Below are 23,542 nucleotides of genomic sequence, written 5' to 3' on the forward strand. Positions count from 1 at the left end.
AGCGTCTGTCACAGCTGCAGACCGGTCAGTTCTAGGCTTGCGATTCGCCGTACGGATTGAAAATATATAGGTATAAAGGCCGATAAACTTTGAGCGCTAACCCGTTCCGGGTCTGTACGTTGTACCGATCAACAGGTTAGAGGCATCAGGTAACGGGTATAGACACAGGCCAGGCATAGGGACAGGCATGGAGCAGATCGAGGAATTGCAAGCACGCATCCTGGCGGCGATGGATCGCATTGCCAGTGGCGTGAATACGCTTGAGGCGCGCCAAGAGGCTGCCGCGGCGGCTACTCCAAACGCAGAACTGGAGCAGGCGCTGGACGAAGAGCGCACCGTCAACGCGCAGCTGGAAGAGCGGCTGCGCCTGTTGCGCGGACGTTTGGATGAAGTTGAAACTGCCGCCGAGGAAGCTGCTGCAGCAGGTGGTGGCGCGGATGCTGAAACCATTGCCGCGCTTGAGGCTGAGGTTCAGCTGCTGCGCAATGAGGTCGGCAATACCGCCGAACGCGATGCGCTGCGTCTTGAGGTAGGCCGATTGAAAGGCGCATTGGAAGGCGCGCAGAACGAAGCCGCCAGTGCCAAAGAACATTGCGAAACGATGGAGGCCGAGGCCGCCCGGTTGCGCAGTGAATTGGAAATTGCGCTGGAAGCCGCAGCACCGGGACCGGAACCTGTGATCTCTGAGGTGGATTTTGCAGCCCTTGAAGCAGAGCGCAACCGCCTGAAAGGGGAGCTGGAAACCGCGCAGGCTTCGATCACCGCATCGGCTGCCCAAGTTGCTGAGGTACAGGCGCAGGTGGATGCGGCGACGGCCGAAGCTGAGGCCGCCAAAGCTGCAACCGCGCAGATGCAGGCAGAAGCGTCCGAGGCCCAGGAAGCCCTGGCCGAAGCAGATGGAAAGATTCAGGCCGCCGAGGCTGCGGCACAGGCGCAAGTCGCCGCTGCACAGCAAGAGGCAGAAACCGCCAAAGCCACATTGGCTGAGGTGCAGGCTGAACTTGAGGCAAAATTGCAGGCTGCAGCCGAAGCTGTGGAAGCCGCTCCGGCACCTGCTCCGGTGTTGCCTGTCCAAGACGATGAAACCCTGATCAAGCTGGATCAAGAACTGACCACATTGCGGGCCGCCAACGACCAGCTGGTTCAATCCAACGCGGCTTTGCGTGCGGCCAATGCCGAAGGGGTCGGCGATCCCGCGCTGATCAATGCCGCGCTTGAGGCGGAGGTGCAGGGTCTGCGCGCGGCCAATGCAACCGATCGCGCCGAGATGTCTGCGGTCATTGCCCGGCTTGAGCCGCTTTTGGCCAACGCCGATACATTGCCCGCCACTGATCTGCCGCAAGTCGAGGAAGAATAATGCCCGAGGTTACAATTCATATCGGCGGACGTGGGTTCGAGGTCTCCTGTCAGGAAGGCGAAGAACGCTATTTGCAGTCCGCGGCCAAAATGCTGGACGACGAAGCGCAGGTTCTGGCCGAACAGATCGGTCGTATGCCCGAAGCGCGGATGCTGTTGATGGCGGGTCTGATGCTGGCGGATAAAACTGCCGCAATCGAAGACCGCTTGGCCGGCTTTGACGCGCAAATGGCCGCCAAGGATGCGGAGCTTGCGGCCAAAGATGCTGAACTGCAAGCTCTGCGCGCTGCTCCAGCTCCTGAGCCCGAACGGATTGAAGTTCCGGTTGTCCCACCTCAGGTAAATGAGACTTTGGCGGAATTGGCGGCACGCGCCGAAAGCCTTGCCCAGTCTGTCGAAGAAAAGGCAATAGCGTAATCTGCGAAATCGCCGGCCTTTGCTTGAAGGCCGGTTTTTTGCTGATGCAGGTGACGCGTGCGTCGAACTGATTCATTGTTCGTCACCAAGCCTGAACAGTTTGCTCGGCAAACAGAAACAATTTGTCCGTTTTAAAATTATTGTTCTTAGCCTGCGGACAGGAATGGCTAAAACAGGCACAGTTTTCATAAACATCTTTAAGTTGCTGTGCTTCCGCCTTAAAGTTAACTTAATTGAAACGAAATTTCAGGACGCACAATGTTTGGATTTGCTATTTTAGCCACGCTGCTGGTGGGCGGCGCAATAATCGCGCTGGATGACGATGATGACACCTCGGTTGCTCCTGAAGAACCAACCGAACCTGATTTGCGTGAAGACGACAATGTCCCAACGTCAGGCGGCGATCTACTCTCGTTTGGTTCAGAAGATGATCTCGTCGAAGCCCGCCAAGGCGACGATGAAGTACGTGCCGGTGGTGGTGATGACACCGTTCTGGGCGGTCTCGGCGCTGATACGTTGTTTGGCCAAGGCGGCAATGATGATCTGCGCGGCGGGGTTGCAGATGATAATCTCATTGGTGCAGGTGGCGAAGATACCCTGTCCGGTGATGGCGGACAGGACGCCTTGATTGCCAGTGCCGGGGATGATGTGATCTTCTCTGGCGAAGGCAGCGATTTTGCCGTGGGTGGCTCTGGCGCTGATAGTATCTTTGGCGGTGCCGGCAATGATATTCTTTATGGCGGGGAATATGATAGCGAGCCGACAGACGATGACATCGAAGCCTTGCGTACTGATGTGGATTCATTTGGTTTGATCGAGACCAATGACAATGCCGCCGACACGTTGAATGGTGGCGACGGTGTTGATGCCTTGATCTTGGATGACGGTGATATTGGTCGCGGTGGTGCGGACAGTGACCTGTTTATGCTGTTGGCTGACGAAGAAAACGACGACGCTATTACCATCACCGATTATGCCGACGGCGAGGATCAGATCCTTGTGGCCATTCGCGGTGAAGACTCCGGTCTGGAGCAAAACGACTTCACTGTTGTGAATGACGAAGACACAGGCGACGCGCTGGTTATGCAAGGCACCGAGGTTTTGGCCCGTGTCGAGGATGCAGGCGAAACCCTGACGGTCGAAGATCTGGCGTTTTCGGTGATCGCGCCGGACCCGTCCGCCGCGTAATTCACGCCCATAAGCGACAAAAAAACCTGCCAGATTTGCGTCTGGCAGGTTTTTGTTTATTTAAACAGTTTGCTTAGCCGTTGTTGGCTTCACGGATCTTGTCTGCTGCGTCTTTGTCAAAGGCAACGTCATTGTCAGCCAGCATGGTGTCCAGTTCGCCGGACAGGGTCATCTCGGTGATGATGTCACAGCCGCCCACGAACTCACCTTTGACGTAAAGCTGCGGGATGGTCGGCCAATCGGAATAATCCTTGATCCCTTGGCGGATTTCTTCATCGGCCAGAACGTTTACGTCGGTGTATTCGACGCCGATATAGTTCAGAACACCAGCTACCCGAGAGGAAAACCCGCATTGCGGCATCTCTTTGGTGCCTTTCATGAACAGCACTACGGTGTTGTCTTTGACGGTATCATCAATACGCGCGTTTACGTCGGTCATGTTTGTCTCCGTTTCCAGGCGCCGCGGCGCAGTTTTTGTTCAACGCGCCAAAAGCGTGGTCCGTATTTAAGAAGTTTTCTAAACTCACATATGGGAACAGCAATGATATGCGCAAGGTCCATAATTATCATTGCCCAGTGTAGCAGTATTTTTGCGATGCCTGCCATGACCAGAACCAAGGCTTCATCCATAAGTGATCACCAGATCACAGCCGGATTGGTTAAAGGCATAACTTACCAAAGGGGCGATCACGAGCCCGCGATATCCAAGATCAATCCGGCGCCTTGGTGGTCAGGGCCAGCGCGTGCAGTTCGCCATCGGAACCGTCCATCTTGCCTTTGAGCGCAGCATAGACGGCGCGTTGCTGTTGGACCCGGTTCTTGCCGCGAAAGCTTTCGTCAACAACCATGGCGGACATATGCACGCCGTCATTGCCGCCGACCTGGATTTCAGCGTCTGGGAAGGTTTCACGCAAAAGCGCTTCGATTTCATGGGCCTGCATGGGCATTTGGATCAATGTCCTTCTGTCTGTCTGGGTAAAATGTAGGGCCGCGCCGGTCGCTCTGCAAGCGGATTAGCGCGCGCGCTGCACATAGGGGGCAAGTTGCGGGATAAACGTGGGCACCTGCGCCAGGGCGTCCTGCACCTCGGGCTCTTCAAAGTCCCAGATCGAAGTTGCATCCTCTGGGCAAAGCGCATGCATCAAGGTCAGGCAGGTCTGGCGCTCAGCGTCGGGCATGGGGATGTTCAGCGCTTCTTTCAGGATCAACAGCGCCTCGTGAATGGGGCGCAGAACCCGCAGGGCGTGGGTCATGTGATGGAGCAGGTCGGGATCTTCGCGCCAGCTTTCACCGTCAAACAGATCCTGCGTGATCCGCTGACCCGCCCCGGCGCAGGAATAGGCGACGCAGCCCGGAAAGCCACGTTTGCTCAGATTCGCATGGATCTGACAGCCGCCTGAGGCGTTTAAATTGGAGCAGGGGTGGTCGGTCGCCTTGTTGATTGCAAACTCTTCCCCCTGATCAAAGGGGTAGGCGAGACAACAGAGATCGGCACAACGGCTGCAGTCGTGGGCCAGCTCCGGCAAGGCAGGCTGACCCAACTGCATCACATCAGGCAACAGCGGCGGCAAAACTGCTGCGGAATATCTCCGCCAGTTCAGCCAACGGCGCTTCTGAGCCGCCGAACTTCACGGTGTCACCGCCAAAGCGGCCCACCGAAATAATTGGAACACCCACTTGACCGGCAGCCAGCATCAGACCTTCGGCCTGATCAAAGTTACAGGCCACCAGATAGCGCGCCTGATCCTCGCCATACAGGGTCGCCATGTCGCTGGCATCCAGATGGACACCAACGCCCGCTGCTTCGGCCAATTCAAACGCGGCCAGTGCCAAGCCACCATCGCCCAGGTCGGTGCAGGCTTTGATCAGCGAACGGTTTTCACGGATGAACTCACCGTTGCGCTTTTCAGCGTCCAGATCCACGGCAGGCGCGTCGCCCTCTTCGCGGTTGAAGACTTCGGCCAGCAGGGCGGATTGGCCCAGATGTCCGGCAGTGTCACCGATCAGAAGGGCCACGTGGCCATCCCGTACTTCACCGATGATCGGCTCTTCGCCTGCGGCCACCAGACCAACAGCGCCGATGGTTGGGGTTGGCAGGATCGCCTGACCATCCGTTTCATTATAAAGCGACACGTTGCCCGAAACGATTGGCATGTCCAGCGCCGCAACCGCTTCGCCGATGCCTTTCAGCGCGCCCACGAATTGGCCCATGATTTCGGGCTTTTCCGGGTTGCCAAAGTTCAGGTTGTCTGTGGTTGCCAGCGGTTTCGCGCCAACAGCGGTCAGGTTGCGATAGGCTTCGGCCACGGCCTGTTTGCCACCCTCAACCGGGTTCGCTTTGACATAGCGCGGGGTCACATCCGAGGTGAACGCCAGTTTCTTGTCGGTGCCATGAACACGGATCAGACCAGCCGCCGCACCAGGGCGCAGTTGGGTGTCGCCCATGACGGTGGTGTCATATTGTTCATAGACCCATTGTTTGCCCGCATAGTTCGGCGAAGAGATCAGCGCCTTGAGCCCGTCGATCGGGTCCACTTCGGGCACGTCCCCGACAGGGCCCGCCGCTGGGGTTTCCACCCACGGGCGATCGTATTCCGGAGCAGACGAGGCCAGTTTTGACAGCGGCAGGTCGGCTTTTACGTCGCCATTGTGCAGGATCAGGAAGCGGTCTTCGGCGATGGTTTCACCCACAATGGCGAAATCCAGATCCCATTTCACAAACACAGCCTTTGCTTCGGCTTCCAGTTCCGGTTTCAGAACCATCAGCATGCGTTCCTGAGATTCCGACAGCATCATCTCATAGGCTGTCATACCCACTTCGCGCTGGGGCACATCTTCGAGGTTCAGTTTGACACCCAGGCCACCTTTGTCGCCCATCTCAACCGCGGAACAGGTGAGGCCCGCAGCCCCCATGTCCTGGATCGAGATCACAGCGCCGGTCTGCATCAGCTCCAGCGTGGCCTCCATCAGGCGTTTTTCGGTGAAGGGGTCGCCGACCTGAACAGTGGGGCGCTTTTCCTCGATGGTGTCATCAAATTCCGCCGATGCCATGGTGGCACCGCCCACACCGTCACGACCGGTTTTTGCGCCCAGATAGACCACCGGCATGCCAACACCCGACGCGGCGGAGTAGAAGATGCCGTCCGTCTTGGCCAGACCCGCCGCAAAGGCGTTGACCAGGCAGTTGCCATTATAGGCCGGGTGAAAGCGGACTTCGCCGCCGGCGCAAGGCACACCAAAGCAGTTGCCATAACCGCCGATGCCTTCAACCACACCGTTGACCAGCTGGCGGGTCTTAGGGTGGGACGGCTCGCCAAAGGACAGGGCGTTCATCGACGCAATCGGACGCGCCCCCATAGTGAAGACGTCGCGCAGAATGCCGCCAACGCCGGTCGCCGCGCCCTGATAGGGCTCGATATACGACGGGTGGTTGTGGCTTTCCATTTTAAAGACAACCGCATCGCCATCGCCAATATCCACAATGCCTGCGTTTTCACCCGGACCACAGATCACCTGCGGGCCTTCGGTCGGCAGTGTGCGCAGCCATTTCTTGGACGACTTGTACGAGCAGTGCTCGTTCCACATGGCGGAGAAAATGCCAAGCTCAGTGAACGTTGGCTCACGCCCGATGATCTCAAGGATCAGATCGTATTCGTCGGGCTTCAGCCCGTGATTTTCAATCAGTTCAGGCGTGATCGCTGGTTCCTGCATTCGTTTCTTCCCGATGGCCGCGTTTGGCCGCCTTTTAGGGCAGCTTGGCCGGTTGGAAAAGCCTAAACAGCATAGAGGGGTTATATAACAGGTCTTATCCCGTTTTGGTTACATCAACGCAGTTGTTCCAACAGGACGAGTGCACAGCGCGCGTTTTGGCGTTTCACATCATCCGTCCGGCAAAGAATGGGTGTAATGCGACAAATTCAATCAAACCTGAAATTTTTATGATAAAAAAAGGGGCAGTTGAAAAAAATCGCTTCAAATGAGGTTGCGGGAACTTGGCTTTTACCGTTGCGCGCGCAAAGCATGGGGCAATCAAGCCAAAAGGCCAAAAAAAAGGCCGAGCACTAAGCTCGGCCGAAGTCCAACAGGGAGGTATGAAGGGCGGCGTGTGCCAGCGCCTTCATGAGGTTCATTTAGGGGGTCTCCCGCCCGCCTTCAAGGATTAACATCGATAAAACACGCAGGGCTGCCATGCGCAAATTGCATAGCTATTAAGCAGGTTTAGAGTTTCCCTAATTCTTTCATGTGCTTGCGATGTTCAATAATTTCACTCTGCACAAAATCGCGGAATGCTGCGACACGGCGCGAGTGACGTAATTCTTCGGGATAGGCCAGATACACGGGCACTTCGTGAGTCTCTTCTTCGGGCAAGATCTCAACCAAAGCTGGGAAGTCCTCGGTGACATAGTCTGGCAAGATGCCAATGCCGAGGTCATGCACAACCGCCTGCAGCACGCCGAAGTAGTTGTTTACGTTCAAAACAGACTGCGGGTTATGGGCCATCAGACGTTTCACCATCAAGGCGGCGGCACCAACCTGCGCCGATTGGGCGTTCTGGCAGATCAGGCGATGATCTTTCATATCCTCGGCACGCAGTGGAGTTCCGTGTTCCTTCAAATATGTCTCTGACGCATAAAGGCGCATCTGCACCGTCATCAGGCGTTTGCGGATCAAATCGGCCTGACTTGGTTCTTTCATACGGATGGCGACGTCCGCTTCGCGCATCGGTAGGTCCAACACCCGCTCTTCCAGCATCAGGTCAATGTTGAGACTGGGGTAGACTTCATACAGCTTGGTCAGCCGTGGGGCGAGCCACAGGGTGCCAAATCCAAACGCGGTGGTCACGCGCAACTGGCCAAACACCTCTTCGTCGCTGTCACGTATACGGGCCGATGCCGCATCCAGTCGCTGGCTCATGGCTTTGGTGGCGTCAAACAGCAATTCGCCCTGTTCCGTCAGGATCAATCCACGCGCGTGGCGATGAAATAAAGTGGCATTTAATTTTTCTTCCAGCGCGCGAATCTGGCGACTGACGGCGGATTGCGACAGGTTCAGCTTGTCACCCGCATGCGTCAGACTGCCGGCGTCCGCCACTGCGTGGAATATCCTGAGTTTGTCCCAATCCATTTTTGTGCTCGCCCTTGATTAATTATGCTCATTATAGGTCTAAGACGCGGTGTTTTCCAAATTGTGACGGGACGTTCAACGGGTCTGAGGCAAAAAAACACTATTAAGGTCAGTAATTGTGACCTACCTTGAGTAAATCAAAGGCAAGCTGATCCAGTGAGGAGGACTTGATGAGCAAGCAAGGGATTTCACTCAACGACAAATATGATTTGTCGCAGTCGCCCATATTGTTAAACGGAACCCAGGCGCTGGTGCGTCTGATGCTGATGCAAAAGGCGCGCGATCAGGAGGCCGGGTTGAATACTGCGGGTCTGGTCACCGGCTACCGGGGGTCTCCTCTGGGCGCGGTCGACATCCAGATGGCCCGCGCAGAACGTCAGCTCAAGGCTGCGGATGTCCAGTTCCAATACGGATTGAACGAGGATCTGGCGGTCACCGCACTGTGGGGCGCACAACAGGCCGAGGTCCGGGGAGAGGGCAAATACGACGGTGTCTTTGGCCTGTGGTACGGCAAAGGGCCGGGGGTTGACCGTTCTGGCGATGCGTTCCGCCATGCCAATATGGCCGGCAGTTCCAAATACGGCGGTGTTTTGGTTGCGATGGGCGATGACCACACCGGCGAAAGCTCGACCGTGCTGCACCAATCCGAATGGTCGCTGTTGGATTGCTATCTGCCCATCCTCAGCCCTGCGGGCGTGCAAGAGATCCTGGATTTTGGCATCTACGGCTATGCGCTGTCGCGATTCTCGGGCCTGTGGGTTGGTCTGAAGACGATGAAAGACACGATCGAGGTCACCTCGGTTGTGGATGGCGATCCGAATCGACAGCAACTGGTCCTGCCGGAATTTGACATGCCCGAAGATGGGTTGAACATCCGTCTGGACGACGACCGGTTCCGCCAGGAAGACCGGATCATCGATTACAAGCGTTTTGCTGCTGAGGCGTTCTCACATGCCAACAAGATGGACAAACGGGTCTGGGGCAAGCCCGGTGCCAAGATTGGCCTGGTGGCTGCTGGGAAGAACTGGTTGGACATGACCCATGCGCTGAAGCTTTTGAACATCGACGCCAATATGGCCGAACGTTTGGGCATCACCACATATAAGGTCGGCCAGACCTTCCCAATGGATATGAAAGGGTTTCATGATTGGGCCGAGGGGCTGGATCTGATCATTGTGGTTGAGGAAAAGCGCAAGCTGATCGAGATCCAGATCAAAGAGGCCATCTTTGACGACCGGCGCGGACGGCGGGTCTATGGCTGGTACAAGGGCGGGGCAGGTGCCATGCACCGCGAGGAGCTGTTCCCGACCAAATACGCGCTGGATCCGATTATGATCGCCCAGAAGCTTGGCGATATCCTGATTGAAGAGGGCCGCGAGAACGAGGCGATTTCAGCCGGTCTGCAAGCCCTGGCCGAAGCGCAGCGCGCCGATAATGCCGAGGAAATCGTAACCCGTCTGCCCTATTTCTGCTCGGGCTGTCCGCATAACACATCCACCCGTTTGCCCGAAGGCAGCCGCGCCTATGCCGGGATCGGCTGTCACTTTATGGTGCAATGGATGGACCGTGAAACGATGGGCGTGACCCATATGGGCGGTGAAGGCGTCAATTGGGTGGGCGAGGCTCCGTTTTCCAACCGTAAACATGTGTTCCAGAACCTTGGTGATGGCACCTACAACCACTCAGGCGTCTTGGCAATTCGCGCGGCTTTGGCCCAAGGAACCAATATCACCTACAAGATCCTCTATAATGACGCGGTGGCCATGACCGGCGGGCAAGAGGCCGAAGGCGGCCTGACGGCCCACCGCATTGCCGATGAGCTGCGCGCGATGGGGGTCCAGACGCTGGTGGTGGTCTATGACGACAAGGAAGACGTGGACCAAAGCCTGTTTCCGGCCGGGTTGAAGTTCCATGAACGGTCCGAGCTGATGCAGGTTCAGCGCGAACTGTCCGAGGTCGAGGGCGTGTCGGTCCTTTTGTACATCCAGACCTGTGCTGCCGAAAAACGCAGGCGCCGTAAAAAAGGCCTGTTCCCGGATCCAGATCAGCGGATATTCATCAACACGGACGTCTGTGAAGGCTGCGGCGACTGCGGGGTTCAGTCCAACTGTGTGTCGATTGTGCCCGTGGAAACCGAACTCGGTCGAAAGCGTGCGATTGACCAATCAACCTGCAACAAGGATTTTTCCTGCGTAAACGGCTTCTGCCCATCCTTTGTCTCAGTCAAAGGGGCCAAGATCCGCAAAACCGCCTCAACCGAGCTGGACTTGCCGGATCTACCAATGCCTGAGCTTCCGGCCATTAACGGCACTCATAATGTGGTGATCACCGGCGTGGGCGGCACAGGTGTTGTGACCGTTGGCGCAATCCTGGCACAGGCCGCACAGATCGATGGCAAAGCCGCCGGCATGATGGAGATGGCAGGCCTTGCCCAAAAGGGAGGCGCGGTTCATATCCATTGCCGTCTTGCCAATACGCCAGATGACATCAGCGCCATTCGGGTCGCCACCGGAGAGGCGGACGCGTTGATTGGTGGTGATCTGGTGGTCAGCGCCGGATCCAAAACCCTGGGTCTGACTGCGCAGGGGCGCACCGGCGCGGTGGTCAACAGTCATGAGATCATCACCGGTGCCTTCACCCGTGATACCGCGTTCCAAATTCCGGGTGACCGGTTGCAACTGGCGCTGACTGCACGGCTGCAAGAGCGCGCCGATCTGTTTGACGCCTCCGAACTGGCGCGGATCACCATGGGGGATTCCATCTTTTCCAACATGATGATCTTTGGCGCAGCCTGGCAACGTGGGTTGCTGCCTGTCGGCCATGATGCGTTAATGCATGCCATCACGTTGAATGGGACAGCCGTGGACCGCAATAAACGCGCCTTTGACATTGGTCGCTGGGCGGTGTTGCACCCGCAGGAAACAGCGGCATTGATTGCGGATCATCGTCCCGGTGCGGCGGATGTCCCCCAAACATTGCAAGGCAAGATCGATTTCCGCGCCGATCATTTGCGCAAATACCAGGGCGCGCGGCTGGCCAAGCGCTACCTTGCTTTGGTCGACAGCGTTGAAGATGCGCGGCTCAAGGAGGCGGTGGCCAAAGGATACCACAAGCTGCTGGCCTATAAGGACGAGTATGAGGTGGCCCGCCTGATGCTGGACACGCGCCAAAAGGCCGAGGCCGAATTTGATGGCGATCTAGAACTGACCTATCATCTGGCGCCGCCCATTCTGGGGGGCAAGGATTCCAATGGACGTCCCCAAAAACGCCGCTTTGGCCCCTGGATCGAAAAGCTGTTGCCGCTGCTTGCGCGGATGAAAACACTGCGCGGGACGCCGCTGGATCTGTTTGGCTATACGGCTGAGCGCAAAATGGAACGCGCGCTGATCCGGCAATATCAAAGTGACATGGCCAAATGGCTGCCTGAGGCGGATCCGGCGCGGATGGAGGCCTTGGTGGCTTTGGCTGAACTGCCTCTGGATATTCGTGGATTTGGACCGGTGAAGGCGAAGAACGAAGCCCAGGCCGCAAAACGGCGCGAAGCTCTGTTGGCCACCTTGCGCGATGGCGGCACGGACAGCGGTTCAACACCCATGCCCGCACAGGCGGCAGAATAGGGGCGTTGCAGATCCGGTAATCGTTTCGTTAGATTAATGTAACTAAACGCTGGGCAGTTCGGCTGACCAGCCCTATATAGCAAGGATTCTCTGGAAACCCCTGTGGTTTTCGGGGTGTCCACCACCGAATGAGACCCGACAGAAATGCAGTCGAGCAAACAGATCGCCCGCGAAATATCCTATTCCTACTCGGCCGAGACCCGATCTGGTCGGGCGTTGATCCGCCTGATGGAGAACACCACAGGCCGGCTGGGACTGATCAAACGCGCCAAAGGGTATGAAAATGACGTGGCCTCTGGTCAAGACTTTTGGGCGGTTATGGCGCAGCGCTATGGGCTTTCGCTGGATATCACCTGCGGATCTTTGGGCAGCATTCCAAAAGACCGGCCGCTGATCCTGATCGCCAACCATCCTTATGGCATTTTGGACGGGTTGATGATGGGGCATATCCTGTCCCAAACCCGTGGTGATTTTCGCATTCTGGCCCATCAGGTGTTCCGCAAGGCGCAGGACCTGAACCGGGCGATCCTGCCCGTGGATTTTGCAGAAACCAAAGAGGCGATACGAACCAATCTGCAAACCCGCAAAACCGCGCTGGATTACCTGTCCGAAGGGGGCGCCATCGGGATCTTTCCTGGCGGCACGGTCAGCACCGCCGCCACGCCCTTTGCCCATCCGATGGATCCAGGCTGGCGCGGCTTTACTGCGCGGATGATTGCCAAATCAGATGCAGTAGTTGTTCCGGTTTTCTTTGATGGCACCACCTCGCGTCTGTTTCAGATTGCAAGCCACCTGCACACAACATTGCGCATGGGATTGCTGATCAAAGAGTTCAAAAAATGCATCGACCGCCCGGTGCGTGTGTCTATTGGCGAGCCCATCGACCGTGACATCCTTGCGCCTTTGGCACGCGACACAAAAGCAATGATGGATTTTCTGCGCAAAGCGACGTATGAGCTGTCCCCAACCCCGTTGAAATCCTTGGATTACGGGTTTGAGTTTGAAGAAAAGCACCGCGTGCGCGCGTGATACGTGCATCCCAGCGTGAGAGGGTAAATTGGCTGTAGGCATCTTTGATTCCGGTTTGGGCGGGCTCACTGTCCTGAACGCCGCGCAGAAACATCTGCCGGATGTGGAATTCCTTTATTATGGGGACAATGCCCGCGCACCTTATGGGGTGCGGGATGCAGAAGATGTGTACCAGCTGACCCGCAACGCGGTTCAGGACATGTGGTCCAAAGGCTGTGATCTGGTCATTCTGGCCTGCAACACAGCCTCGGCTGCAGCGCTGCGCCGCCTGCAAGAGGAAGGCCTGCCCGAAGGCAAACGGGTGTTGGGCGTCTTTGTGCCGCTGATCGAAGCATTGACTGAACGGCAATGGGGCGACAACTCGCCACCACGCGAGGTTGAGGTCAAGCATGTCGCCTTGTTCGCGACACCTGCAACGGTGGCCAGCCGCGCCTTCCAGCGGGAACTGGCGTTTCGTGCCATCGGCGTGGATGTCGAAGCTCAGGCTTGCGGCGGCGTTGTGGACGCCATTGAAGACGGTGACATGATCCTGGCCGAAGCGCTGGTGCGCAGCCATGTGGATGCGTTGCTGCGCAAAATGCCAAAACCGCAAGCCGCCATTTTGGGCTGCACCCATTATCCCCTGATGGAAGAGATTTTTCAGGATGCCCTGGGGCAGGACGTCAAGGTCTACAGCCAGGGAAATCTGGTAGCGGACAGCCTGGGTGATTATCTTCAGCGTCACCCGGATATGCTGGGCAGCGGTGCGGGGGGCTATTTCACCACCGGTGATCCAGCACGTGTCAGCGTACGCGCGACGCAGTTTCTCCGACGAGAAATGAGCTTTCAGGCGGCCTGAGGTCGCGCGACAACGGCTTTCTTCTGCGCCGCAGCTGGTGCACACACATTGATAAGACTCGAGATCCAACATGACCCATAACGTGGCTATTCTGGGCGCCTCCGGCTATACTGGCGCTGAACTGGTGCGGCTGATTTCACAGCACCCTTCGATCAATATTGCAGCGCTGGCTGCGGAACGCAAAGCCGGGCTGGACATGGCCCAAGTGTTCCCACATCTGCGTCACTTGTCGCTGCCAACGCTCTGTAAAATTGACGAAATCGACTTTTCCCAGATCGACCTGTGTTTCTGTGCCCTGCCACATAAAACCAGCCAAGAGGTGATCAGCGCGTTGCCCAAGGATCTGAAGATCGTGGATCTGTCGGCGGATTTCCGGCTGCGTGATCCGGACGCATATGAGAAATGGTACGGCAACCCACATTCAGCCGTCGAAATTCAGGAAGAGGCGGTTTATGGCCTGTCCGAATTTTACCGGGATGAGATCAAGGCCGCGCGTCTTGTGGCAGGCACGGGCTGCAATGCAGCCACTGGTCAGTTTGCGCTGCGCCCACTGATTGCTGCAGGCGTGATTGATCTGGATGAAATCATCCTGGACCTCAAATGCGCAGTCTCGGGCGCGGGGCGCGCGCTCAAGGAAAACCTGCTGCACGCGGAATTGTCCGAGGGGTACCACGCCTATGCGCTTGGCAGCACCCACCGGCATCTGGGCGAATTTGACCAGGAATTCAGCAAGCTTGCGGGTCGCCCCGTCAAGGTTCAATTCACCCCGCACCTGTTACCGGTTAACCGGGGCATTCTGGCTACCGTCTATGTCAAAGGAACGGCGCAGACGGTGCATGACACATTGGCGCAGGCCTATGAGAAAGAACCGTTTATTGAGGTTCTGCCCTTTGGCGAGGCGCCGTCGACCCACCATGTACGTGGCTCGAACTTCTGCCACATCGGGGTGGCTGAAGACCGGCTTGAGGGGCGCGCCATTGTGATTGCGGCGCTGGACAACCTGACAAAAGGTAGCAGTGGTCAGGCCTTGCAGAATGCGAACCTCATGTTAGGTGAAGAAGAGACAGCAGGTCTGATGATGGCACCGCTGTTTCCATAATCCCAAACCAAGAGGCGCGCGTGGCCATCTCGGACGCGCGCGGATCCAGGCTGATGAAGACGCTCAAGAAACAACGACGTATCCAGGTTCTGATGGCTGCAGCGGCGGCCTTGGTCTTGTCAACGGCGCTGATTGGCTATGCGATGCGCGATGGGATCAACTTTTTCCGCGCCCCCAGCCAAGTGATGGAAGAGCCGCCCAAACCCAGCGAAGTGTTCCGGATGGGCGGCTTGGTTGAAGAGGGCAGCCTGGTGCGCGGCGAGGGCGGCCAGGTACGGTTTTCCGTGACCGATGGCGGCGCAGCAGTGCCCGTGGTGTTTTCCGGCGTGTTGCCCGACTTGTTTGGCGAAAACCAAGGCATGGTGGGCACCGGTCGATACATTGACGGTGTGTTTGAAGCGACCGAGATCCTCGCCAAACACGATGAGACCTATATGCCCAAGGAAGTGGTAGACGCGCTGAAAGAGCAGGGCGTCTATCAGGACCCAGAAAGCTAAGCCCGCATCCAGGATCAACGTGGGGCTCCCGCCCCAAACGCGCCGCCCCATGGGGGCGGCGTTTTGCGTTGGGGGTGGCGCCGCGCTTTGCGCGGCGCGCGGCCCAAGGCCGCAAAGGGATCACTGCCCGAAGGGCGGAGGATCCCGCGGGCGCGGGAGCACCTGTGTTCTTTTCCAATGCAGATCGGCCGTGATGGGCGTTGCCTGTCCGGCGCGCGCATCGGTGTCCTGGCCTTAACGTCAGTTTGCGAACCTTGGGCAGATCCAGCCACAAGGAGCCATCACATGCGCCACATCTATGACATCGCGCGGGCCATTGTCGCCCGCGAAGGGGGATTCGTTCAGGACCCGGATGATCCGGGCGGGGCGACAAAACATGGGGTCACTTTGGCGACCCTGCGCACCTTGGGCAAAGATCTTGACGGCGATCGCGACATTGACGCAGGCGACGTCAAAGCGCTGACGCGGCGCGACGCGTCCGAGATTTTTGTCGAGCATTACTTCACCAAGCCGCGCATTGGCCTTTTGCCAGAAGCGCTCCAAGATAGCGTGTTTGATATGCAGGTCAATGCCGGTGCCAATGCGGTTATGATCCTGCAGCGGCTTTTGCGCCAAATGGGCTATGACATAGTTGTCGATGGCCGCATCGGCCCGCAGACAGCCAAGGCTGCACAGGCCGCGGCAGAGATCAATGCGCTAGCTCTGCGGGATGCCTATGGGATTGCGCGTCGGAATTATTATTTTGCAATCGCCGATCGCCGCCCAGCCAGCCGGAAATATGCGCGCACCCGGTCCGGTGCCAAAGGCGGCTGGATCAAACGCGCCGAGGAATTCATCACGCCCAGCTATCACATGAGCGCCAAGGAATTTGCCGAAAGGGTTGCGCCATGGGGATGATCACGCAGCTTTTTGCGGTTTTGTTTGGCGGGCATCGACATGCCTTGCGGGAAACAGTGGAAGTGTTTCGCGAAAACAGTGAAGCGGCCTCACAACGGGGGCATGCGTTTCAAATGGCGGCCTTGGCCCAGCTGGCGGCTGAGTTTAACCACCCATCAAAGGGGTTGTTTGATCGTCTGGTGGATGGGCTCAACCGGCTGCCGCGCCCCTTGTTTGCTTTGGGCACCCTGGCGTTGCTGGTGTCGGCCATGACCGATCCGGTTTGGTTTGCCGCGCGCATGCAAGGTATTGCTTTGGTTCCCGAACCTTTGTGGTGGCTATTTGGGGTGATTGTCGCTTTTTACTTTGGCGCGCGTCATCAGGCCAAAGGTCAGGATTTTCAACGTGATCTGGCCCGTTCACTCGCGCGCCTGCCGGCGGTGATGCAGAATTTGGAGACGTTGGGGGCGCATCAATCGCCATCTGATCCCGGCCTTCATGCGGTTTTCGAGATATCTTCCCCTCCAACGGACACGAATCCCGCCTTGGTCAGCTGGCAAAAAGCCCAGGGTCAAAAGGCTTTGGTCGACTAAGCCCCTCACAACCGCGTGTCTGCGACCAACTGCGCAGGCACGTGAGCCTATTGAGGCATTGGCCAAACCAGCAGACAGGCGTATAAAAACTCCATGATTACAGAGCTCGGCCACTTTGCCCTTATCCTCGCCTTCCTGATCGCAATCGCCCAATCGGTGATCCCCCTTGTGGGCGCTCACAAACGGTGGCCCGGATGGATGTCCTTTGCCGAGCCTGCGGCGCAGGCGCAGTTCTTTTTTGTTGCGTTTTCTTTTGGCGCGCTGATGTGGGGCTTTATCACCTCTGACTTTTCGCTCAATCTGGTGACGCTGAACAGCCATTCGGCCAAGCCAATGCTCTATAAAATTGCTGGCACCTGGGGCAATCACGAGGGCTCGATGCTGCTGTGGGTGCTGATCGTGGCACTATTTGGCGCGGTTGCGGCCCTTTTTGGTGAGGCTTTGCCGCCAACCCTCAGAGCGCGCGTTCTGGCGGTCCAGGCCTCCATCGGTGTGGCTTTTTACAGCTTTATCCTCTTCACCTCGAACCCGTTTCTGCGTCTGGCTGTGCCGCCGATGGATGGGCAGGATCTGAACCCGCTGTTGCAGGATCCCGGCCTCGCCTTTCACCCACCGTTTCTTTACCTCGGCTATGTCGGACTTTCGATGGCGTTTTCCTTTGCCGTTGGCGCTTTGATCGAAGGGCGCGTCGACGCGGCCTGGGGGCGCTGGGTGCGGCCGTGGACATTGGCGGCCTGGGTGTTTTTGACCATCGGCATCGGGCTTGGGTCCTGGTGGGCCTATTACGAACTGGGCTGGGGCGGGTTCTGGTTCTGGGACCCGGTTGAAAACGCCTCTTTCATGCCATGGCTTCTGTCTGCCGCATTGCTGCATTCGGCCATTGTGGTGGAAAAACGCGAAGCGCTCAAAAGCTGGACGATCCTGCTGGCGATCCTTGCCTTTGGGTTTTCCCTGATTGGGACGTTTATTGTCCGCTCAGGCCTTCTGACCTCGGTCCATGCCTTTGCCAATGATCCGGAGCGCGGCATCTTTATCCTGATTATCATAGCAGCCTTTACCGGCGGCGCACTGACCCTGTTTGCAGCCCGCGCCCAGTCGATGGAGGCCAAAGGTGTCTTTGGTCTTGTCAGCCGCGAAACAGGGCTGGTGGTCAATAATATTCTGCTGGCCGTCAGCTGTTTTGTGGTCTTCTTTGGCACGCTGTGGCCAGTGGTTGCCGAGATGGCCTTTGACCGGAAACTGTCGGTGGGTCCGCCGTTCTTCAACATGGCATTCACGCCGTTTATGGTGGCGCTTGGCATTGCCTTGCCGGTTGGCGCGATGCTACCGTGGAAACGGGGCAAGCTGGTGCGCACCTTCTGGCAGCTGCGTTACGTGTTTGGGCTGGCGTTGGCTTTGATGATCCTAGCCTTTGTCCTGCAGACCGGGCGTTCGGCGCTGGGGCCTGTGGGGCTGTTTCTGGGCAGCTGGATGGTCTTTGGCGCCTTTGCCGATCTGTGGATGCGCAGCGGCAAGTCCGGCCGCCTTCAACGTCTGCTGCGTCTGCCGCGTGCGGATTGGGGCAAGGCGGTGGCGCATTCCGGGCTTGGCATCACCATGTTCGCAATTGCGGGTCTGACCGCCTGGGAGGCCGAGGACATCCGGGTCGCCTATATGGATGAACCGTTTGAGGTTGGCGCCTATACGCTGGTTCTGCGCGATGTGGGGCGCGAACGGGGGCCGAACTACTTCTCTACCAAAGCGACGGTGGATGTCAGCCGGAACGGGCAGGCGGTTGCAACGCTGCACCCGGAAAAGCGTGACTATCCTGTCGCCCGCATGCCCACCACAGAAGCCGCGATTGAATATCAATTCCTGCGCGACATTTATGTGGTGATTGGTGATCCGCAAAACGACGGCGGCTGGACCATGCGCACCTATATCAAACCGCTGGCGAATTGGATCTGGGGCGGCTGTTTGCTGATGGCATTTGGCGGGCTTCTCAGCCTCTCGGACCGTCGGTTCCGTGTGGCGGCAGGTGCGCGTCGCAGCGCAATGAAAGGGGTGCCTGCAGAATGAATCGGATCCTTTTTGCCCTGATGCTGAGCTGTGCCGCAGCGCCTGCCATGGCGGTGCAACCGGATGAGATCCTGGAAGATCCCGCGCTTGAAGCCCGCGCGCGGGTTCTGTCCAAGGATCTGCGCTGTCTGGTGTGCCGCAATGAAAGCATTGACGAATCTAACGCGGATCTGGCCCGTGACCTTCGGATTTTGCTGCGCGAGCGTTTAACCGCAGGCGATACGGATGACGAGGCAATGGACTATATCGTCAACCGCTATGGCGAATATGTTCTGTTGCGCCCCAATGTGACCGGCGCAAACTGGCTGTTGTGGGCCGCGGGGCCTGCAATGCTGCTGGTGGCGCTGGTTGTGGGCGGCGGCTTTGTCCGCAACCGGTCCCGCGCTACAACCAAGACCGAGGATGCGCTGAGCGCGGATGAGCAGGCGCGGTTGAAGTCGATCCTGGAAGAGTAATTGCGAAACCGCGCCCCTTTTGTTAAAAGGGCCGTGGTCCGCAGTTCACCAAGGTTCCGCCCCGCGCTAAACCTGCGATTTTTCACGTATACCTGATCTCCAATTGGACCGTTCAGGCGATACCCCGGGACATGGGCGGACATCCTGCTTGCCAACTGCAAGTGTGGTATCGCAAGGAGCGATAAAATGTCCAAGGACCTTGACCGCGCGCAATCCGCGCGTCCGCAACAGGTGGAACAGCAGGCGAGCCACCCGGCGAGATAACAGGCCAAACAACCGGGCCGCGATGTTATTCGGCTGACGATTGATGACCTGTCACACTTCACCAAAACCCTGCGCAAACAGCTGGATGCGCCCCCTAGCCACGTGGAAATGCTGACCCATGTGGCCCGTGCTGCGGGGTACAAGAATTTTCAGCATCTGCGCGACCAGAACCAACCGGAACCCCAGGCCAACCGAAAACAGGTCGACCGCGCCGCGCGTTACTTTGATGCGCGGGGGCAATGGGCGCGGTGGCCGCTCAAACGCGGGGTGCGCGAGCTGTGTCTGTGGGTGATCTGGACCGGCATCCCCGCGCGGCAGACCTTTAATGAGCGCCAGATCAGCGCCGTGATTGATGAGATGACGGTGTTTCATGACCCGGCCCAGATCCGCCGTTCGTTGGTGGAGATGGATCTGATGACACGCGATATCGACGGCAGCAATTACATACGGTTGGAAAAGCCGATGCCACCCGAAGCGCGGGCTTTGTTGCAGATCGTCAAGGACCGGCGCGACAGCCAATAGAACACCCATAAGATTGACGCCGGGTCGGGGTTTAGGCTTCGACCCGTTTCGTGCAGTCTGACGACAACACAGTAATGAGGGGCACGCGTCATGGAATATGTCGAGATTGAATTTACAAACCACGAAGGGCTGGCGGTCATCACCCTAAATCGCCCGGACAAGATGAACGCCATGAACGCGGCGATGCGGTCCGAGATCACGCATGCCTTGAACCATCGGCTGGGGGATGCGCGGGTTGTGGTGCTGACGGGCTCTGGCCCGGCGTTTTGTTCCGGTCAGGATCTGGGCGATGCGCGCAATACCACCAAGCTGAACCTAGAACGGGTGTTGCGCGATGAATATTACCCGATGCTTGAGGCTTTGGTGAATTGCCCGTTGCCGACGATCGCCGCGGTCAACGGCGCTGCAGCTGGGGCCGGGGCCAATCTGGCTCTGGCCTGCGACGTGGTGATCGCCTCACATAATGCGTTTTTCAGCCAGGCCTTCACCCGTATTGGCTTGATGCCGGACGCCGGTGGGACCTGGTTCCTGCCGCGCAAAGTTGGGCTGGCAAAGGCGATGGGCATGGCCTTTTTCGCCGACCGCATCTCCGCGCGCGAAGCCAGTGAGATGGGCATGATCTTTGAAGCCGTGGCCGCAGAGGAATTTGTGACCCACTGGCAGAGACGTGCCCAAGCGCTGGCGGCGGGACCGACCTGTGCCCTGCAGGCGGTCAAACAGGCGATGCGGGAAAGTTTTAACCATGATTTTACCGAGCAGCTAAACCTTGAAGCGCAGCTTCAGGGCAAGCTTGGCAAAACCCGTGACTTCATGGAGGGCGTCTCTGCCTTTATGGAAAAAAGACCGGCCCAGTTCGAGGGGCGCTAAGGAAAACTTAAGTCACATCTTCTACCTCTAAGGCATACGAGCTCCACCCAAATTGACTTGAATTGACTCCATTTATTTGGCGTCACCTTCCAGCCATTGTGGCGTAATGACAGAGTTCGTTTTCTAGCTTTGAGGTGTTTGATGTATGTGATCCGGAGTAAGGAAATTCAATTCTCTGACAGCGCGGTCACGGGCGGTGATCGTGCCGCATTGGCGGAATGGATTGCCGCGGGCGGGTCCCTGACACGCGGGGTTGAAACAGCGCAGTTTGAACGGGAAATTGCAGATTGGTTGGGTGTGCGTCACGCCGTCATGGTGAATTCCGGCGCATCTGCCAATCTGGTTTTGGCCTATGCGTTGAAGCAGGGCGGGTTTCTGCGCAATCTGCGCGCGATTGTCCCGGCTTTGTGCCGCCCGACCACAATCGCGCCGCTGATCCAGCTCGGATTTCAGATCAGCCTGTGCGATTGCGACCCGCAGACACTGAACATTGACCTGGACCAGTTGGAAACCCTTTTGCAGGACCAGTCCCCGGCAGTATTGATGCTGCCGCATGTGCTGGGAGTTCCATGTGATATGGCGGCGATCCAAACACTGTGCGAACAGTATCAGGTGATCCTGTTGGAAGACGCACGTGAGGCGCTTGGCTCGGTTGTGTGCGGACGGAAAGTGGGAACCTTTGGAACCGCGGCCAGTTTCTCCCTGCGCGACGGCTATCAGCTGTCCACAGTCGAAGGCGGGCTGGTTGTCACGGATGACACCGACCTGCACCAAATGGCGCTGAGCCTTCGGGATTACGGCATGAGGGTTATACAGGGAACGGATCGCCGTGCGCGACTGTGCGACAGGCTGGGTCATACCGGCCCCCAGGTGCATCCTGGATTTCTTAACGCGGGGTTTGGATTAAACGGGTCCGAGATCAACGCATTTCTGGGGCGTCGCAAAATCCATCAACTGGATGCTTCAACGGCGCGCAGGGACAGAAATCGAAGCATCCTGTCTCAGGCATTGGATGGCTTCTTTACGCAGTTCAGCCCGGGTGATGCGACCTCTTGTACGGGTTTTGGCACTTTGGTGCGCAACCGCGACGAAGTGGTGGAATTCCTGCGTCAAAACCGGGTGGCCAGCCGGGCGATGATTGCGCCCAATATTGCGCGGCTGCCGTTCTGGTACGCCCAACATGGTGCGCAACCGATGCCAGAGGCGGACCAGATTCATGAAACAGGGCTGTGTCTGCCAGTTCATGCTGGGCTGGATGAAATGCAGATGGTGCGGATTGCCGATCTGGTCGCCAAAATAGCCGATCCGGTTTAAGCGCGCGCAACGCTCTGGTTATGAAAAAGCCGCCCCGATCAGTATGACGAGGCGGCTTTTTAATGGCTTGGGTTGGCCCCACGCAAACGGGGCCAGTTGAGATCTTAGCGGTTTTCGATGTCGATATAGTCGCGAAGACCTTCACCCGTATAAAGCTGACGCGGGCGACCGATTTTCATTGTCGGATCCGAGATCATCTCTTTCCACTGGGAAATCCAGCCGACGGTGCGGCTCAGCGCGAAGATCGGCGTGAACATCGATGTCGGGAAGCCCATCGCTTCAAGGATGATGCCCGAGTAGAAGTCGACATTCGGGAACAGTTTCTTCTCAACGAAATAGGGGTCGTTCAGCGCGGTCTGTTCCAGTTCCTTGGCAACCTGCAAGAGCGGGTTGTCTTCGACGCCCAACAGCTCAAGAACTTCATCCGCAGATTGCTTCAGAACCTTCGCACGCGGGTCGGTGTTCTTGTAGACGCGGTGACCAAAGCCCATGAGACGGAACGGATCGTTCTTATCCTTGGCGCGTGCGATGAATTCCGGAATACGGTCCACGGTGCCGATTTCTTTGAGCATTTCCAGGCAGGCCTGGTTTGCGCCACCATGCGCCGGACCCCACAGACATGCGATGCCCGCGGCGATACATGCAAAGGGGTTCGCACCCGAAGACGACGCCAGACGCACGGTCGAGGTCGATGCGTTCTGTTCGTGGTCGGCGTGCAGGGTAAAGATCCGGTCCATTGCACGGCTGAGGATCGGGTCCACCTCATAGTTTTCGGCCGGAACCGAGAAACACATGTGCAAGAAGTTCGCCGCGTAATCCAGATCGTTGCGCGGATACACAAACGGCTGGCCGATGGAGTATTTATAAGCCATCGCCGCAATGGTCGGCAGTTTGGCGATCAGACGGATGGCCGCAACTTCACGCTGCCAGGGATCCGAAATATCGGTGGAGTCGTGATAGAAGGCAGACATCGCGCCCACAACACCCACCAGGGTTGCCATCGGGTGCGCGTCACGGCGGAAACCTCGGAAGAAGTTGTGCATTTGCTCATGCACCATTGTGTGACGGGTCACACGGGTTTCAAAATCTTCCAGCTGCGTTGCGGTCGGCAGTTCACCGTAAAGCAGCAGATAACAGACTTCGAGGTAATGCGATTTGGCCGCCAATTGGTCGATCGGGTAACCGCGGTGCAGCAGTTCACCTTTGCCGCCATCGATAAAGGTGATGGTGCTGTCGCAGGACGCGGTCGAGGTGAAACCCGGATCATAGGTAAAGACACCTGCCTGGGCATAAAGCTTGCGGATGTCGAGAACATCGGGGCCTGCCGTCGGCGAGAAAATGGGAAGCTCGTATTCTTGCTCATTCAAGAGGAGCTTAGCGGTTTTCTGAGTGTCGGTCATAGATGTCCCTTCCTGTTACAGGCACGGT

21 protein-coding genes are annotated in these 23,542 nt (G+C 57.7%); 15 read left to right on the plus strand and 6 right to left on the minus strand.

The window, feature by feature from the left end; genetic code table 11:
- The first annotated feature begins 187 nt into the window (after positions 1-187).
- From GFB49_RS00915 to GFB49_RS00925, 3 genes are all read left to right on the plus strand, one after another.
- Complete coding sequence (locus GFB49_RS00915) at positions 188-1,357, plus strand: coiled-coil domain-containing protein (protein WP_153213927.1); 1,170 nt, start codon at positions 188-190, stop codon at positions 1,355-1,357.
- Positions 1,357-1,773 (plus strand): cell division protein ZapA, encoded by a 417-nt coding sequence (locus GFB49_RS00920; protein ID WP_153213928.1) that lies wholly within the window; start codon positions 1,357-1,359, stop codon positions 1,771-1,773. Before GFB49_RS00915 ends, GFB49_RS00920 begins: the two co-directional genes overlap by 1 nt.
- A 258-nt stretch (positions 1,774-2,031) precedes the next feature.
- On the plus strand, positions 2,032-2,961 hold the full coding sequence (locus GFB49_RS00925) for a calcium-binding protein (protein ID WP_153213929.1): 930 nt from the start codon (positions 2,032-2,034) through the stop codon (positions 2,959-2,961).
- Positions 2,962-3,034: 73 nt separating this feature from the next.
- Here GFB49_RS00925 and grxD read toward each other — a convergent pair whose 3' ends face one another.
- The 5 genes from grxD to GFB49_RS00955 all read right to left on the minus strand — a co-directional run bounded on the left by grxD (position 3,035) and on the right by GFB49_RS00955 (position 8,085).
- Positions 3,035-3,400: a Grx4 family monothiol glutaredoxin gene (gene grxD, locus GFB49_RS00930; protein ID WP_153213930.1), complete on the minus strand. Its 366-nt coding sequence runs from the start codon at positions 3,398-3,400 to the stop codon at positions 3,035-3,037.
- A 271-nt stretch (positions 3,401-3,671) separates the two neighbouring features.
- Positions 3,672-3,908, minus strand: coding sequence for a BolA/IbaG family iron-sulfur metabolism protein (locus GFB49_RS00940; RefSeq protein ID WP_153213932.1), 237 nt, complete (start codon positions 3,906-3,908; stop codon positions 3,672-3,674).
- Positions 3,909-3,974: 66 nt separating this feature from the next.
- Positions 3,975-4,532: a hypothetical protein gene (locus GFB49_RS00945; RefSeq protein WP_246149565.1), complete on the minus strand. Its 558-nt coding sequence runs from the start codon at positions 4,530-4,532 to the stop codon at positions 3,975-3,977.
- Entirely contained in the window at positions 4,513-6,672 is a 2,160-nt protein-coding gene (gene purL, locus GFB49_RS00950; protein ID WP_153213933.1) for a phosphoribosylformylglycinamidine synthase subunit PurL, read from the minus strand. Before purL ends, GFB49_RS00945 begins: the two co-directional genes overlap by 20 nt.
- 507 nt (positions 6,673-7,179) lie before the next feature.
- On the minus strand, positions 7,180-8,085 hold the full coding sequence (locus tag GFB49_RS00955) for a LysR family transcriptional regulator (RefSeq protein WP_153213934.1): 906 nt from the start codon (positions 8,083-8,085) through the stop codon (positions 7,180-7,182).
- A 170-nt stretch (positions 8,086-8,255) separates the two neighbouring features.
- Here GFB49_RS00955 and GFB49_RS00960 point away from each other — a divergent pair, with 170 nt between their 5' ends.
- From GFB49_RS00960 to GFB49_RS01015, 12 genes are all read left to right on the plus strand, one after another.
- On the plus strand, positions 8,256-11,702 hold the full coding sequence (locus GFB49_RS00960; RefSeq protein ID WP_153213935.1) for an indolepyruvate ferredoxin oxidoreductase family protein: 3,447 nt from the start codon (positions 8,256-8,258) through the stop codon (positions 11,700-11,702).
- A 144-nt stretch (positions 11,703-11,846) separates the two neighbouring features.
- A complete protein-coding gene (locus tag GFB49_RS00965) occupies positions 11,847-12,731 on the plus strand; it encodes a lysophospholipid acyltransferase family protein (RefSeq protein ID WP_153213936.1) in 885 nt (294 codons plus the stop codon).
- A gap of 28 nt (positions 12,732-12,759) precedes the next feature.
- A complete protein-coding gene (gene murI / locus GFB49_RS00970; RefSeq protein ID WP_153213937.1) occupies positions 12,760-13,569 on the plus strand; it encodes a glutamate racemase in 810 nt (269 codons plus the stop codon).
- Between the two features lie 70 nt (positions 13,570-13,639).
- Positions 13,640-14,668: an N-acetyl-gamma-glutamyl-phosphate reductase gene (gene argC, locus GFB49_RS00975; protein ID WP_153213938.1), complete on the plus strand. Its 1,029-nt coding sequence runs from the start codon at positions 13,640-13,642 to the stop codon at positions 14,666-14,668.
- Between the two features lie 53 nt (positions 14,669-14,721).
- Positions 14,722-15,165 (plus strand): cytochrome c maturation protein CcmE, encoded by a 444-nt coding sequence (gene ccmE / locus GFB49_RS00980; RefSeq protein ID WP_153213939.1) that lies wholly within the window; start codon positions 14,722-14,724, stop codon positions 15,163-15,165.
- A gap of 285 nt (positions 15,166-15,450) precedes the next feature.
- The gene (locus GFB49_RS00985; RefSeq protein WP_153213940.1) at positions 15,451-16,062 is read left to right on the plus strand and encodes a holin-associated N-acetylmuramidase; all 612 of its coding nucleotides are present in this window, start codon (positions 15,451-15,453) and stop codon (positions 16,060-16,062) included.
- Positions 16,053-16,634: a holin family protein gene (locus tag GFB49_RS00990; RefSeq protein ID WP_153213941.1), complete on the plus strand. Its 582-nt coding sequence runs from the start codon at positions 16,053-16,055 to the stop codon at positions 16,632-16,634. Before GFB49_RS00985 ends, GFB49_RS00990 begins: the two co-directional genes overlap by 10 nt.
- A 93-nt stretch (positions 16,635-16,727) precedes the next feature.
- Complete coding sequence (locus GFB49_RS00995; protein ID WP_153213942.1) at positions 16,728-18,692, plus strand: heme lyase CcmF/NrfE family subunit; 1,965 nt, start codon at positions 16,728-16,730, stop codon at positions 18,690-18,692.
- Positions 18,689-19,147 (plus strand): cytochrome c-type biogenesis protein, encoded by a 459-nt coding sequence (locus GFB49_RS01000; RefSeq protein WP_153213943.1) that lies wholly within the window; start codon positions 18,689-18,691, stop codon positions 19,145-19,147. Before GFB49_RS00995 ends, GFB49_RS01000 begins: the two co-directional genes overlap by 4 nt.
- A 372-nt stretch (positions 19,148-19,519) precedes the next feature.
- On the plus strand, positions 19,520-19,933 hold the full coding sequence (locus tag GFB49_RS01005; protein WP_153214522.1) for a DUF2087 domain-containing protein: 414 nt from the start codon (positions 19,520-19,522) through the stop codon (positions 19,931-19,933).
- Between the two features lie 90 nt (positions 19,934-20,023).
- Positions 20,024-20,800, plus strand: a complete 777-nt coding sequence (locus tag GFB49_RS01010) for an enoyl-CoA hydratase-related protein (RefSeq protein WP_153213944.1) — start codon at positions 20,024-20,026, stop codon at positions 20,798-20,800.
- Positions 20,801-20,941: 141 nt separating this feature from the next.
- A complete protein-coding gene (locus GFB49_RS01015; protein WP_153213945.1) occupies positions 20,942-22,114 on the plus strand; it encodes a DegT/DnrJ/EryC1/StrS family aminotransferase in 1,173 nt (390 codons plus the stop codon).
- Between the two features lie 104 nt (positions 22,115-22,218).
- On the opposite strand, the gene gltA is transcribed toward GFB49_RS01015, so the two are convergent.
- On the minus strand, positions 22,219-23,514 hold the full coding sequence (gene gltA / locus GFB49_RS01020) for a citrate synthase (RefSeq protein WP_153213946.1): 1,296 nt from the start codon (positions 23,512-23,514) through the stop codon (positions 22,219-22,221).
- Positions 23,515-23,542: the final 28 nt, after the last annotated feature.

Source organism: Tritonibacter litoralis (genome assembly GCF_009496005.1).
GTDB classification, from domain to species: Bacteria; Pseudomonadota; Alphaproteobacteria; order Rhodobacterales; family Rhodobacteraceae; genus Epibacterium; species Epibacterium litoralis.